The 13,455-nt window shown below is 72.7% G+C and carries 14 protein-coding genes; 3 read left to right on the top strand and 11 right to left on the bottom strand.

What is annotated here, in order from left to right; all coding sequences use genetic code 11:
- The 7 genes from AB0O00_RS03420 to AB0O00_RS03390 form a co-directional block, all read right to left on the bottom strand.
- Positions 1–1,388, bottom strand: a 1,388-nt coding sequence (locus tag AB0O00_RS03420) for a DoxX family membrane protein (RefSeq protein WP_363648401.1), incomplete at its 3' end; no start/stop codon positions are given.
- Positions 1,389–1,665: 277 nt separating this feature from the next.
- On the bottom strand, positions 1,666–2,658 hold the full coding sequence (gene rlmB / locus AB0O00_RS03415) for a 23S rRNA (guanosine(2251)-2'-O)-methyltransferase RlmB (RefSeq protein ID WP_363648400.1): 993 nt from the start codon (positions 2,656–2,658) through the stop codon (positions 1,666–1,668).
- Positions 2,659–2,793: 135 nt separating this feature from the next.
- Entirely contained in the window at positions 2,794–4,188 is a 1,395-nt protein-coding gene (gene cysS / locus AB0O00_RS03410) for a cysteine--tRNA ligase (RefSeq protein ID WP_363648399.1), read from the bottom strand.
- A gap of 112 nt (positions 4,189–4,300) precedes the next feature.
- The gene (locus AB0O00_RS03405) at positions 4,301–4,696 is read right to left on the bottom strand and encodes a PPOX class F420-dependent oxidoreductase (protein ID WP_363648398.1); all 396 of its coding nucleotides are present in this window, start codon (positions 4,694–4,696) and stop codon (positions 4,301–4,303) included.
- A gap of 157 nt (positions 4,697–4,853) precedes the next feature.
- Complete coding sequence (gene ispF, locus AB0O00_RS03400; protein WP_363648397.1) at positions 4,854–5,360, bottom strand: 2-C-methyl-D-erythritol 2,4-cyclodiphosphate synthase; 507 nt, start codon at positions 5,358–5,360, stop codon at positions 4,854–4,856.
- A complete protein-coding gene (gene ispD, locus AB0O00_RS03395; RefSeq protein ID WP_363648403.1) occupies positions 5,350–6,105 on the bottom strand; it encodes a 2-C-methyl-D-erythritol 4-phosphate cytidylyltransferase in 756 nt (251 codons plus the stop codon). The genes ispF and ispD overlap by 11 nt, the downstream gene beginning before the upstream one ends.
- A 253-nt stretch (positions 6,106–6,358) precedes the next feature.
- Complete coding sequence (locus tag AB0O00_RS03390; protein ID WP_030244332.1) at positions 6,359–6,841, bottom strand: CarD family transcriptional regulator; 483 nt, start codon at positions 6,839–6,841, stop codon at positions 6,359–6,361.
- Between the two features lie 524 nt (positions 6,842–7,365).
- Here AB0O00_RS03390 and AB0O00_RS03385 point away from each other — a divergent pair.
- Complete coding sequence (locus AB0O00_RS03385) at positions 7,366–8,070, top strand: DUF461 domain-containing protein (RefSeq protein WP_363648396.1); 705 nt, start codon at positions 7,366–7,368, stop codon at positions 8,068–8,070.
- A gap of 136 nt (positions 8,071–8,206) precedes the next feature.
- On the opposite strand, the gene AB0O00_RS03380 is transcribed toward AB0O00_RS03385, so the two are convergent.
- Together AB0O00_RS03380 and AB0O00_RS03375 are read right to left on the bottom strand one after the other, a co-directional pair.
- On the bottom strand, positions 8,207–8,902 hold the full coding sequence (locus tag AB0O00_RS03380) for a response regulator transcription factor (RefSeq protein ID WP_031069385.1): 696 nt from the start codon (positions 8,900–8,902) through the stop codon (positions 8,207–8,209).
- Positions 8,903–8,904: 2 nt separating this feature from the next.
- Complete coding sequence (locus tag AB0O00_RS03375; RefSeq protein ID WP_363648395.1) at positions 8,905–10,350, bottom strand: ATP-binding protein; 1,446 nt, start codon at positions 10,348–10,350, stop codon at positions 8,905–8,907.
- A gap of 305 nt (positions 10,351–10,655) precedes the next feature.
- Here AB0O00_RS03375 and phoU point away from each other — a divergent pair, with 305 nt between their 5' ends.
- Complete coding sequence (phoU, locus tag AB0O00_RS03370; protein ID WP_363648394.1) at positions 10,656–11,336, top strand: phosphate signaling complex protein PhoU; 681 nt, start codon at positions 10,656–10,658, stop codon at positions 11,334–11,336.
- 218 nt (positions 11,337–11,554) lie between these two features.
- The gene (locus AB0O00_RS03365) at positions 11,555–11,734 is read left to right on the top strand and encodes a hypothetical protein (RefSeq protein WP_363648393.1); all 180 of its coding nucleotides are present in this window, start codon (positions 11,555–11,557) and stop codon (positions 11,732–11,734) included.
- Between the two features lie 82 nt (positions 11,735–11,816).
- Here the strand turns inward: AB0O00_RS03365 and AB0O00_RS03360 are convergent, their stop codons facing one another.
- Positions 11,817–12,404: a lytic polysaccharide monooxygenase gene (locus AB0O00_RS03360; protein ID WP_363648392.1), complete on the bottom strand. Its 588-nt coding sequence runs from the start codon at positions 12,402–12,404 to the stop codon at positions 11,817–11,819.
- Between the two features lie 277 nt (positions 12,405–12,681).
- Positions 12,682–13,440: a phosphoglyceromutase gene (locus tag AB0O00_RS03355; RefSeq protein ID WP_363648391.1), complete on the bottom strand. Its 759-nt coding sequence runs from the start codon at positions 13,438–13,440 to the stop codon at positions 12,682–12,684.
- Positions 13,441–13,455 lie beyond the last annotated feature (15 nt).

Genomic DNA, 13,455 nt, shown 5'->3' with positions numbered 1-13,455 from the left:
GACGCCGGCGCCGAACTCTGGCCGCCCTCGGCCTTGGTGGAGTGCTTCGCACTGGGCGTCGGGGTGGCCGGGTGCGAGGCCGCGGGCGAGGACGCCGGGGCGGTCGGGCTCGCGGCCGGGGTGGCCGGGCGGGACGCGGGCGGTGCGGGCTGCGTGGACGTGCCCTGGCCGCCCGCGGCGCCGGACGGGGATCCGCTCGGCCAGACCGGCGTGCCGTAGTCGCCGGTCGGCCGGCCCGGGGCCTGGTGCGGCCGGGCGCGGGGGCGCACCGCCGCGCCGAGCATCGAGCCGAGCAGCAGGGTCAGGCCGACGACGACCGTGGTGACCACCGTGCCCCGTCGCAGCACCCGGCGGCGCAGCGCCCCGGGCGCCCCCGAGCCGTACCGCCGCCAGGCCTCCAGGCTGAGCCGCCCGTCCAGCGAGGCGAACGGCGCCCCGGCGATCAGCAGCGGGCTCCACGCGGCCAGGAAGATCAGGTCGGGGGTGTCGTACACCGGGACGGCCCGCCAGCTGACCGTGAACAGCAGCGCCGCGGAGAGCAGCATCGCCGCGCCGGCCGCGAGCCGCTGCCACAGGCCGAGGATGGTCAGCACGCCGACCACGATCTCGGTGAACGACACCACCAGGCCGGAGCCGACGGGGTGCGCCATGGCGAAGGCGTGCAGCGGCTCGGCGACCTTCCACGGGTGCAGCGAGGCCAGCCAGCGCATCATCGAGCCGCGCTCGCCGCCGTCGAAGTACACCGGGTCGCAGAGCTTGCTGAACCCGGCGTAGACGGACAGCGAGCCGAGGACGGCGCGCAGCGGCAGCAGCACCAGGCCGAGGTCGACCCGCCGGCCGGGGTACCAGGGCTGCTTGCCCTCGGCGTCGGTGGCGGAGACCTCGGGCAGCTCGCCGCTCGGGGTCCAGCCCTGCGGCGCGCCGACCGGGCCGACGCCCGCGTCCGTCGCGGTGCCCGCGCCCTCGCGCGGCTGGCGCGGGACGGTCCGGGCACCCGCGAGGCTCGGGATCACCTGGGTGTCCGCCTCGGCCAGGCCGACGCCGCCGCCCGGGGAGCCGCTGAGCCGCACGGCCTCCAGGAGCTGGGTGGCCGCGAGGTCCCCGGGGGGTGCCTGGCCGGTCCACGTGACGGCGGTGACCCGCCCCTTGCGGCGCGGCGCCCCGCCCCCGGCGGCCCCCGCCATCGCCGGGACGGCGGAGGCGGGCACGACCACCTGCGGGGTGACCAGCGGACGACGGATCAGGCCCTGGCTCGCGTACGGGTCGCCGAACGCGGCGCCGGTGGAGAGCAGTCCGGCGGGGGGGTCGATCAGCGGCGCCACGGGGGCGCCGAGACGGAGCCGGAAGCTGGCCTGGGTGCTGCTGAGGCGCGCCGGGTCCGACTCCACCTTGACGGTGTTGAGGCCCGGGTCTGCGTCTATCCCGGTACTGCCGCCGAACAGGGGCCGCCGTTGTGTTCTGGTGTCCACGCCCGTCTAACCGGGTGACGGCCGCTTAGGACACTCTCCCGGGTGGATATCCGGCGTCCACTTGAAGTGATCATGAGAAAAGCGATCGGACCCGGTCGGGCCCGATCGCTTCTCACCCGGTTTGCGGAGAATTCAGAAGATCTCCTGCGTGCCGGTCACGTCCTGTGCTGCGGATCTACCTCAGAACCTCAGAACCTCAGCGCTTGGCGCGCAGCCGCGCGGCCTCGTACAGCACGATGCCCGCCGCGACACCGGCGTTCAGCGACTCCGTCAGGCCCGACATCGGGATCCGCACCCGGATGTCGCAGGTCTCCGCGACCAGCCGGGACAGGCCCTTGCCCTCGCTGCCCGCGACGATCACGACCGGGCCGGTCAGCACGTCCAGGTCGCCCAGCTCGGCCTCGCCGTCGGCGGCCAGGCCGACGACCATCAGGCCCGCCTTCTGGTAGGCCTCCAGCGTGCGGGTCAGGTTGGTCGCGCGGGCGACGGGCAGCCGGGCCGCCGCGCCCGATGAGGTCTTCCAGGCACCGGCGGTCATGCCGGCCGCGCGGCGCTCGGGGATGACCACGCCGTGCGCGCCGAAGGCGGCGGCGGAGCGGACGACGGCGCCGAGGTTGCGCGAGTCGGTGACGCCGTCCAGCGCGATGATCAGCGCGTCCTGGCCGGCGTCGGAGGCGTCGACCAGGAGGTCGTCGGGGTGCGCGTACTCGTACGGCGGCACCTGGAGGACCAGGCCCTGGTGGTTGAGCCCGCCGGTCATCTGGTCCAGCTGCGGGCGCGGGGCCTCCATCAGCGGGATGCCGCGGTCGTTGGCGGCCTGGAAGGCGTCGCGGACGCGGTCGTCGGTGTCGATGAACTGCTGGACGTACAGCGCGTTGGCCGGGACGTCGCCCTGCAGCGCCTCGACCACCGAGTTGCGGCCGAAGACCAGCTCGGCGCTGCCCGCGCCGCCGCGGCCCCCGCGGCCGGCGCCGCCGGCCCGGCGCATGCCGGCGCGGGCCTTGGCGTCCCGCTCGCGCTTGACCGCGGCGTTGGCGGCGCGCTGCTTGGGGTGGCCCTTGCGCGCCTCGCCGGGCGGGGTCGGGCCCTTGCCCTGGAGCGACTTCCGGCTGTGCCCGCCGGTACCGACAGACGCGCCCTTCTTCGATCCGGGGTTGCGGCGGTTCCTGCGCTGGCTGTTGCCGGCCATGGCTGTACTTCCTGTCTGTTCGGCATGCCCGGCCGCCCCGCTCTGTCCGGCGGCGGCCGACGGCATGCGCTACGTCATGCGGGAGGGCCGCACCGGTCCGGCACGGCCCACCCTCACCCCGATCGTCAGATGGGGTTACTGGTTGTTGATCGTCCAGCGCGGGCCGGACGGGGTGTCCTCGATCGCCAGCCCGGCCAGGCCGAGCCGGTCGCGGATGGCGTCCGCGGTGGCGTAGTCCTTGCGTTCGCGCGCGGCCTGCCGCTGGTCCAGGACCAGGCGGACCAGCGAGTCCACCACGCCGTGGAGGTCCTCGCCGCGCTCCGTCCCGGCCCACTGCGGGTCGAGCGGGTCGAGGCCCAGCACTCCGAGCATCGCACGGACCTCGGCCAGACGCGCCACCGCGTTCTCCTTGTCGTCCGCGTTCAGGGCGCTGTTGCCCTGGCGGACGGCGGTGTGGACGATGGCGAGGGCCTGCGGCACGCCCAGGTCGTCGTCCATCGCCTCGGCGAAGGCCGGCGGCACCTCGGGCGCCGCGTCGACCTTCCCGAAGCGCTCGACGGTGCGCTGGACGAAGCCCTCGATCCGGGCGAACCCGGCCTCGGCCTCGCGCAGCGACTCCTCGCTGTACTCGATCATCGAGCGGTAGTGCGGCGCGCCCAGGTAGTAGCGCAGCACGATCGGCCGCCAGCGCCGGACCATCTCGGAGACCAGCACCGAGTTGCCGAGCGACTTGCTCATCTTCTCGCCCGCCATGGTGACCCAGGCGTTGTGCACCCAGAAGTTGGCGAAGTCGTCGCCGTAGGCCTTGGACTGGGCGATCTCGTTCTCGTGGTGCGGGAAGATCAGGTCCAGCCCGCCGCCGTGGACGTCGAAGGCGGGGCCGAGGTACTTGTGGGCCATCGCCGAGCACTCCAGGTGCCAGCCCGGGCGGCCGCGGCCCCACGGGGTGTCCCAGCTCGGCTCGCCCGGCTTGGCGGTCTTCCACATCGCGAAGTCGCGCGGGTCGCGCTTGCCGGTCTCGCCCTCGCCCTCGGGCTGGCGCAGGTCGGCCAGCTTCTGGTTGGACAGGGCGAGGTAGTCCGGGTACGAGCGGACGTCGAAGTAGACGTTGCCGTCGGCCGCGTAGGCGTGCCCCTTGGCGATGAGGCCCTGCATCATCTCGATCATCTCGGGGATGTGCCCGGTGGCCCGCGGCTCGACGGTCGGCGGCAGGCAGCCGAGGGCGGCGTAACCGTCGTTGAAGGCGCGCTCGTTCTCGTAGGCGATCTGCCACCACGGGGTGCCGAGCTGGCGCTCCTTGGCGATCACCTTGTCGTCGATGTCGGTGACGTTCCGGGCGAACGTCACCTGGTAGCCGCGGTAGGCGAACCACCGCTGCATGATGTCGAAGTTGAGCCCGGACCGGATGTGCCCGATGTGTGGCGCCGACTGGACGGTAGCGCCGCACAGGTAGATCGAGACACAGCCCGGTACAAGCGGGACGAAGTCGCGTACCTGGCGGGTGCTGGTGTCGTACAGGCGAATGCTCACAGCGTCAAGCGTAGTGGGCACGAGGGGGTGCCCCGCCACATTCCCGGTCACATTCGCGGTGAACGGCGGGTCCGCTTCCCGGTGAACGGCGGGCCGGGGGCCCCGAGGAGGGTCAGATGCTGCCGACCACCTTGCGCGGGCTGATGCGGACGACGACCCGGACGTCGCCCGGCCCGTCGAAGTTGTAGACCTTCTCGCCGCGGTACTTGAGGGCGAGCTCGTCGATCAGCTCGCGGCCGCCCTCGGTGGTCATCGTGACCGAGCCGCGCACCTCGAAGTACTCGTACGGGCTCTCCGGCGGGTTGACCAGGAGCGTGACGCGGGGGTCCTTGACGAGGTTGAGGTGCTTGCGGCGGCCCTCGACGGTGGAGAACAGGACGTCCTCGCCGTCGCGCTTGACCCAGACCACGGAGGACTGGGGGCTGCCGTCCGGCTGGATCGTGGAGACCACGGCGAAGCTCTTGGCGTCGATCAGGGCCTTGGCACGGTTGGACAGTTGCGAAGCCACGGGGGAACCTCTTCTCGTCGTCGGCGGGTGGGGCCCGGTACAGGACGGTGGACGGCCTGCGCGGGCCCGCACCGCACACTATCGACTCGGGCCCCCGCGAAGGTTGTTGAACACTCGTCAGCACCGGGTTATTCCCGGCCCGCCGGACCTCCCGCGCTCAACCCCGTTCGTACACCAGGGCGGTGGCGATCGCGGCCAGCCCCTCGGCCCGGCCGGTGAGGCCCAGCCCGTCGGTCGTGGTGCCGGAGACGGACACCGGCGCGCCGGCCGCCTCGGACAGCGCGGCCTGCGCCTCGGCCCGGCGCTTGCCGATCTTCGGGCGCACACCGATCACCTGGACCGAGACGTTGCCGATCTCGAAGCCCGCCTCGCGCACCAGCCGCGCGGCCTCGCCGAGCAGCTTCACCCCGGACGCGCCGGCCCACTCGGGGCGGTCGGTGCCGAAGTGGGCGCCCAGGTCGCCGATTCCGGCGGCCGAGAACAGCGCGTCGCACGCGGCGTGCGCGGCCACGTCGGCGTCCGAGTGCCCGGAGAGCCCGAACTCGGCGTCCGGCCACTCCAGTCCGGCCACCCACAGCGGGCGCCCGGCCTCGAAGGCGTGCACGTCGGTGCCGACTCCGACGCGGGGGATGATCTGCTTGGTAGGCATCGGCTCAGTAGGCATCGGCAGCCCTCCTGCGGGCGAGTACGGCCTCGGCGAGCACGAGGTCCAGCGGACGGGTGACCTTGAAGGCCTCCTCGTGACCGGGCACCACGACGACCCGGCCGCCGAAGCGCTCCACCAGGCCGGCGTCGTCGGTCACCGGCGGCACGCCGGTGCCGCCCGCGGCCTCCTCGGCCAGCGCCTTGGCGTGCACCGCGGCCAGGGTGGCCCGGTCGAAGCCCTGCGGGGTCTGCACCGCGCGCAGGGTGGAGCGGTCGGGCGTGTCGAGGACGGGCTCGGGACCGCCCGGGTTCGGCTCGACGCGCTTCACGGTGTCGGCCAGCGGCACCGCGGGCACCACGGCCTCGGCCCCGGCCCGGACGGCGGCCGCGACCGCGTCCACCACCTCGACCGGGACGAGCGGACGGGCCGCGTCGTGCACCAGGACGATCTCCACGTCCTCGGGGATCGCGGCCAGGCCGAGCCGGACGGACTCCTGACGGGTCGCACCGCCGGCCACCACCCGGATGTCCTTGCCGTCCAGCCCGTGACTGTCCAGCAGGGCGACGACCTCCGCCACCCCGTCGGCCGGTGCCGCGACCACGACCAGGCCGACCGCCCGGCTGCGGGCCAGCGCCCGGACGGCGTGCACCAGGAGCGGCACACCGCCCAGCTCCCGCAGGGCCTTCGGGGCGCCGGGCCCGAGCCGCTCACCGCGTCCGGCGGCGGGCACCACTGCTGCTGCGACTGCTGCTGACGCGTTCAGGTTTCACTCCTTCGGCGAAGTGGGTATGGCCATGGCGTGCACGACGGGCGCACGGACCCCTTCCGAAGAACCACCCGGTCCGCGGCCCACACGATCCGCAGAAACGGTCTTGCAGGCCTGGACCGGCTCGGGCGGGAGGCGTCGTCCGGACACGCCTCAGCGCCCGAAGTGCCACTGCACCACTTCCCGGATCCCTCCGGGAGTGGCGCGCCGGCACCGGGCGCTGTGAGCGTTGGGCGGCAGCCCGACCGCACTACGAGGCGAGGACCTCGTCGAGCAGCGTCTCCGCCTTGTCTTCGTTGGTGTTCTCGGCCAGCGCGAGCTCGCTGACCAGGATCTGGCGCGCCTTGGCGAGCATGCGCTTCTCGCCGGCCGACAGACCGCGCTCGCGCTCGCGGCGCCACAGGTCGCGCACGACCTCGGCGACCTTGATGACATCGCCCGAGGCGAGCTTCTCGAGGTTCGCCTTGTAGCGACGGGACCAGTTGGTCGGCTCTTCGGTGTACGGTGCGCGCAGCACCTCGAAGACCCGGTCCAGACCTTCCTGGCCGACCACATCGCGCACGCCGACGAACTCCGCGTTCTCGGCGGGCACGCGGAGCGTCAGGTCTCCCTGCTGCACCTTGAGCACCAGGTAGGTCTTGTCCACACCTTTGATCTGGCGAATTTCGATGGCCTCGATCAGCGCGGCCCCGTGATGGGGGTAGACCACCGTGTCGCCAACCTTGAACGTCATGTGACAGGACCCCTTCCGTGGCTTTCCAGAATAACACGCTTTTCGGCGCACCCGAAGGGCGTTTTCGCAGGTCAGGGCGGGTCTCGGGGCTTGACAAGGACCCCCATGACGTGCTGCGACCGGTGTTCGAGAGGGGCTTCCCGCAGGTCGGAGGCGGTTCCGGCGCTCGGCGAAACCTGTCGCAACACTCCCGAAACCGTGATTGGATCTTGAGTTTTCGCCGTTTATCGGGCCGTTTCCGGATCGTTATTCGATCTTGGTCGAAGCTTGTCCGCACGTCGCCGCCCCGGACGGCCCACGAATGCGGGGGCAGGACGGCACCAGGGACGGCACGAGAGATGGCACGAGAGATGGCGCGAGGGCCGGCGCGAGGAATGGCACGAGCACGTCATATTGCGGCCGGACGGACCCCCGTAGCGCCCCCGGGAGTGCGACACGGGGACCACCCCGTGAGGACCGCATAAGTGAGGTCGATAATCTGAGACCTGACCTACCGACACGTGACCTAGGGAGAAGCCGCCGCCGTGAGCCGCAGCCTTCGACGCGGCAGCATCGCCGCCCTCGCCGCCTTCGCCATCGCCTCGCTGTCCTCCTGCGCGGCCGGCAGCCAGCCGGACACCCTGCAGATCAAGCCGGACAGCGCTGCGGCGACGCTCGGCACGAACGTCCGGCTGAACAACATCGTGGTCGTCACCCCGGCCAACACCTCGGGCGACGCCACCGGTCCCGCCAACGTGACGGTGAACATCAGCAACACCGGGGCCGACCCGGTGGAGCTGCAGTCGATCACCGTCGGCAGCGGTGCCGCCGCCACCTTCGCGGACGCCGCCGGCGCTCCGCTGCCCAGCATCGTCGTCCCGGCCGGCGGCGCCGTGCTGCTGGGCGGCAACGGCAACCCGTCCGCCTCGGTCGCCTCCGTGGGCGTCAAGGTCGGCGGCATGGTGCCGACGACCTTCGCGTTCAAGGACGGCCAGAAGGTCGACGTGCAGGCCGGCGTGAGCCCGGCCAACAAGAAGGGCCTCTACGAGGGCTTCGGCCCGACCCCCTCGCCGGTCGCCGTGCCCGGCAAGACCGCCACCCCGGGCGCCACCGCGTCCGTCCCGGCCGCCGGTGCCACCGGCGCGGCCACCCCGTCGGCGGGCACCACCCCTGCCGTCCCGGCCGCCGGCGCCACCACCGCCGCCGCCACGCCGTCCGGTGCGGCCACGCCGTCCGCCGGCACCCACTGACGCACCACCCCGCCCCCGGCGGGCCCGCACGGGCCTGCCGGGCGCAACGCGAAGGCCCCCTCCGGCGACTGCCGGCGGGGGCCTTCCGCGTGTCCTCGCGGTTTACGGCTCGAGCCTGTTTGCGGCTCGAACGTGTTTACGGCTCGAACTTGTAGCCCAGGCCGCGGACCGTGACCAGGTAGCGCGGCGCGCCCGGGTCCGGCTCGATCTTGGCGCGCAGGCGCTTCACGTGGACGTCCAGGGTCTTGGTGTCGCCGACGTAGTCCGCGCCCCAGACCCGGTCGATCAGCTGCATGCGGGTGAGCACGCGGCCCGCGTTGCGCAGCAGCATCTCCAGCAGGTCGAACTCCTTCAGCGGCAGGTCGACCTTGGCGCCGTCCACCGTCACCACGTGCCGGTCGACGTCCATGCGGACCGGACCGGCCTCCAGGGCGCCCGGGCCGCCGCCGTTGTCGCCGGCGCCGCCGTCCTCGCCGCGGCGGCGCAGCACCGCGCGGATCCGGGCGACGAGCTCACGGGTGGAGTAGGGCTTGGTGACGTAGTCGTCCGCACCTATCTCCAGACCGACGACCTTGTCGATCTCGCTGTCCTTGGCGGTGACCATGATCACCGGGACGTTGGAGCGCACGCGGAGCTGGCGGCAGACCTCGGTGCCCGGCAGGCCCGGCAGCATCAGGTCGAGCAGCACGAGGTCGGCGCCGTTGCGTTCGAACTGCTCCAGGGCGTCGGGGCCGGTGGCGGCGACGGCCACCTCGAAGCCCTCCTTGCGGAGCATGTACGAGAGGGCGTCGCTGAACGACTCCTCGTCCTCGACCACCAGTACTCGGGTCACGATCAGGCCTCCGGGGCAAGCTGCGTTGTCTTTGACAGGGGTACTTCCCGCTCCCCGGCGGGGAGCGAACGGTCCGTGCGGCCCGTGGTGGCCGCGCGGTCCGGAGTGAGGGTCGGGGGTCCCGCGGCGGGGGCGGCGGGGGCGCCGGGGTCACTGCCCCGGGCGGGTTCGGCGTCGCCGGCGTGGTCGGCGGCGTCGTCGAGGTCTTCGGGGCCGTCGAGGTCGTCGGCGGTGGGCGCCTGGCCGGCGGGCAGGCGGATGGTGAAGGTCGAGCCCTGGCCCTCGACGCTCCACACGGAGACGGTGCCGCCGTGCGAGGCGGCGACGTGCTTGACGATGGACAGGCCCAGGCCGGTTCCCCCGGTGGCCCGGGAGCGGGCCGGGTCGACGCGGTAGAACCGCTCGAAGACCCGCTCGCGGTCCTTCTCGGAGATGCCGATGCCCTGGTCGGTGACCGAGATCTCGATCAGCTCGCCGTCCGCCTCGCCGAGCGCGGCGGCGCTGGAGATGCGGCGGGTGGCGATGGCCACCGGGGTGGGGGGCGGGCTGTAGTTGACGGCGTTCTCCACCAGGTTGCCGAGCGCGGCGGCGAGCTGGCCGCGGTTGCCGTGCAGGTAGAGGCCGGCGATGCCGCCGGCGGCGATCAGGATCTGCTTGGCGGCGGCCTGCTGGCGGCAGCGGTCGATCGCCTCGGCGATCAGCTCGTCCACCGCGACCGGCTCGGGGTCGACCATCAGCCGGTCGTCCTGGACCCGGGAGAGGTCGATGATCTCCTGGACCAGGCTGGCCAGCCTGGTCGCCTCGATCTGCATCCGGCCGGCGAAGCGCTGCACCGCCTCCGGGTCGTCGGCCGCGTCCGCGACCGCCTCGGAGAGCAGGGACAGGGCGCCGACCGGGGTCTTGAGCTCGTGGCTGACGTTGGCCACGAAGTCGCGGCGCACGGCCTCCACCCGGCGGCGCTCGGTCTGGTCCTCGACCAGCACCAGCACCAGCCGGGAGCCCAGCGGGGCGACCCGGACCGAGACCGCGAGCGGCTCGGCGGCGCGGGCCGCGCCGGGGCGCGGCACCTCCAGCTCGACCTGGCGGATCTCGCCGTCCCGGCGGGTGGCGCGGGCGAGCGAGAGCATCGGGTCGACGGCGACGGCGCCACCGCGCACCAGGCCCATGGCGTACGCCGCCGAGCTGGCCTTCACCACCTCGTCGGCCTCGCCGAGCACGATCGCGCAGGAGCGCAGCACCGACAGCACGGTGTCCACGCCCGGCGGGAGCGGGGGCTCCTGGGCGGCGGCACCCAGTACCGGGTGCCGGCCGTAGTTCCTGCCGTTGGTGCCGCTGTACTTCCCCTTGGCCTGCTCGCGCTCGCTCCAACGGAAGGCGATGGAGGCCGTGAGGCCGACGCCGAGCCCGGCTATGGCGCAGGCAGCGGCGGCGGCCACGTTCACGTCCATGTGGCCAGCGTAAGCGCACGGCCTCGGCGTTCCCCAAGGGTCGGATCAAGGCATCGGCCTCCTGTTGCCGAGAATTCACCTTCACGTATCTGCCGATTCACCACACCGGCCGTGCGTAGTCGCCCAAACGGCACAGAGTTGGCCATGCAGCCCGTGTGGGAGTGGGTGGCGCGCCGAACCGGAGGCGCCGCCCCGAGGGTGCGCGTACCATTCGCGCACCAGCAGCGGTCACCCGGACACCGGCTCGATGGTCGTACGGGATGACCGGTCGGCACCGCCACCGACACAGCTACTGAGGAGAGAGCATGCGCGACGCGTACCACGAGGAACTCGATGCGATCGGCGACAGCCTGGTCGAGATGGCCCGGCTGGTCGGCTCCGCCCTTGGCCGGGCCACCACCGCACTCCTCGACGCGGACCTCGCGCTGGCGGAGAGCGTGATCGCCGCCGACGAGAAGATCAACGAGCTCCACCACGACCTGGAGAACCGCGCGATCGACCTGCTCGCCCGGCAGCAGCCGGTCGCGACCGACCTGCGCATCGTCGTCACCTCGCTGCGGATGAGCTCCGACCTGGAGCGCTGCGGCGACCTCGCCCGGCACGTCGCCAAGGTCGCGCGGATGCGCTACCCGGACTCGGCGGTGCCCGGTGACCTGCAGTCGACCGTCCTGGAGATGGGCCAGCTCGCCCAGCGCCTGGTGGCCAAGGCCGGCCTGGTGATCGCGACCAAGGACGTCGACAAGGCCCTGGAGATGGAGCAGGACGACGACGCCATCGACTCGCTCCACCGCGAGCTCCTGTCCCACCTGATCGACGACCGCTGGGCCCACGGCATCGAGACCGCCGTCGACATCACCCTGGTCGGCCGCTACTACGAGCGCTTCGCGGACCACGCCGTGTCCGTCGCCAAGCGCGTCGTGTACCTGGTGACGGGTGAGCACGTGGCCGACTTCGTGGCGTCCTCGGAGGCCGCGATCGCGGAGTGAGCCGGCGCGGGGGCTCCCCCGCGGCTCCCTCCCCCGGCTCCTCTTGCCATTCCTCGGCTCACTCCGAGGAGTGAGTAAACCTCGGGCGAGGGTGGTGTGGGCGCACGGGCTCCCGGGCGCCCCACCACTGCGCGCCCATTGACGCTCCCTCCGAACGGCGGCTTCACTCGAAGCTGTAGGCACCGGAAGTGTGCCCGTCACAAGGAGGGTTCAGCACGATGAAGGCCAACCCGACCCGACCGGCGCCGGCACACGACACCGTCGATCCGATCCCCCCGAAGCTGCTGCCCGTCCTCGCGGCCGGCTGCGGCTGCGGCCCGGGGTGCGGCTGCGGCTGCCAGTCCGGCGCGCCCTGCCAGTGCGGCGGCGCGGACGGCGGCTGCTGCGGCGGCCACTGAGGAGGTACCGGAGGCGCCCGGCCGCTCGCGGGAGGCGGCCGGGCGCTTCCGGCCGTCCGGTTCCGGCGCGTCCTGAGGACCGTCAGAACTGGACGTCGGTGCAGGAGTAGAAGGCGTTGCCGGTGTCGGCGATGTCCCAGACCGCCACGACCACCTGGTGGCCCGTCCGGTCACCCGGCAGGGTCGCGGTGTGGCTGACGCTCTCGGGCACCTGGGAGCCGTCGTACGGGACGGTGAGGAACGGCGTCAGGTCCAGGTTGGCGCGGGTGACCGGCCGACTCGGGTCGTACTCCGGCCTGGTCAGGTAGTACGCGAAGCCCGAGGTCGCATGCCGGGCGGTGAACGTCCAGGTGAAGGTGAGGCTCTGGCCCGCCGTGACCTGCGTCGTCGGCCAGGCGCCGCCGCGCGGGTCGTCCAGTTCGGCGAAGCGTCCGTTGCCGCCGGCGCAGATGGTGCCGTCGGCCGGACCGTCGGCCGGGAAGCCCTTCGGCCCCTCGACGCTCTGCGGCTCCCACTGGATCTCGCCGCAGTTCTGGACGGTCCCCGCGCCGCAGAGCGCGGCCCGGCTGGGAGGCGTCGAGATGTACCCGTGCGACTGCGCCGGCAGGGCGAAGGTCAGCGGGATCGCCAGGGCGGCGACGGCCGCCCCGACGAGATGACGTTTGCGCATGGTGCTCCTCCGTGGGGGTGGATGGAGAGTGCGCCGAGCGCAGGCGCGCGCGTGGGGGTGCGCGGCCGGACGGGGAATCCTTGGCATGCCTGCGCCAGCCCGATGCCCACACGGTAGGAGCGCCCGCCCACACCCGTCAATGGTCTGAACCATTTTCGGGGCGACTGGCCACGAGCAACGAACTCCCTTGCACGGCAGGCTCGTTGACCCGCAGCCGAACAGCAGAAAGCCCCGCCCCCGGCGAACCGGGAGACGGGGCCTGTACCGCTTTGGTGGCTTACTTCTTGCCCTGGTTCTTGACCGCCTCGATGGCGGCCGCGGCGGCCTCCGGGTCGAGGTAGCGGCCGCCCGGGGTGAGGGGCTTGAAGTCGGCGTCGAGCTCGTAGACGAGCGGGATGCCGGTCGGGATGTTCAGGCCGGCGATGGCGTCGTCGGAGATGCCGTCGAGGTGCTTGACCAGCGCGCGCAGGCTGTTGCCGTGGGCGGTGACCAGGACGGTCTTGCCGGCGGCGAGGTCCGGGACGATCGCGTCGTACCAGTACGGGAGCATCCGGTCGACGACGTCCTTGAGGCACTCGGTGCGCGGGCGCAGCTCGCTCGGGATGTCGGCGTAGCGGGCGTCACCGGCCTGCGAGTACTCGGCGTCGTCGGCCAGGACCGGCGGCGGGGTGTCGTAGGAGCGGCGCCAGAGCTGGAACTGCTCCTCGCCGAACTCGGCCAGGGTCTGGGCCTTGTCCTTGCCCTGGAGCGCGCCGTAGTGCCGCTCGTTCAGGCGCCAGCTGCGGCTGACCGGGATCCAGTGGCGGTCGGCCTTGTCCAGGGCGATCTGCGAGGTGCGGATCGCGCGGCGCAGCAGCGAGGTGTGCAGCACGTCGGGCAGCAGGCCCTCGGCGGCCAGGAGCTCGCCGCCGCGGGCGGCCTCCTTCTCACCCTTCTCGTTGAGGTCGACGTCGACCCAACCGGTGAACAGGTTCTTCTGGTTCCACTGGCTCTCGCCGTGGCGGAGCAGGATGAGTCGGTACGTCGTGTCAGCCATGGCGCCCAGCTTAGT

Origin of the sequence: Kitasatospora sp. NPDC093558 (assembly GCF_040683475.1) — a bacterium.
Classification (GTDB): Bacteria; Actinomycetota; Actinomycetes; order Streptomycetales; family Streptomycetaceae; genus Kitasatospora.
This window is presented reverse-complemented; position numbering and strand designations above follow the sequence as displayed.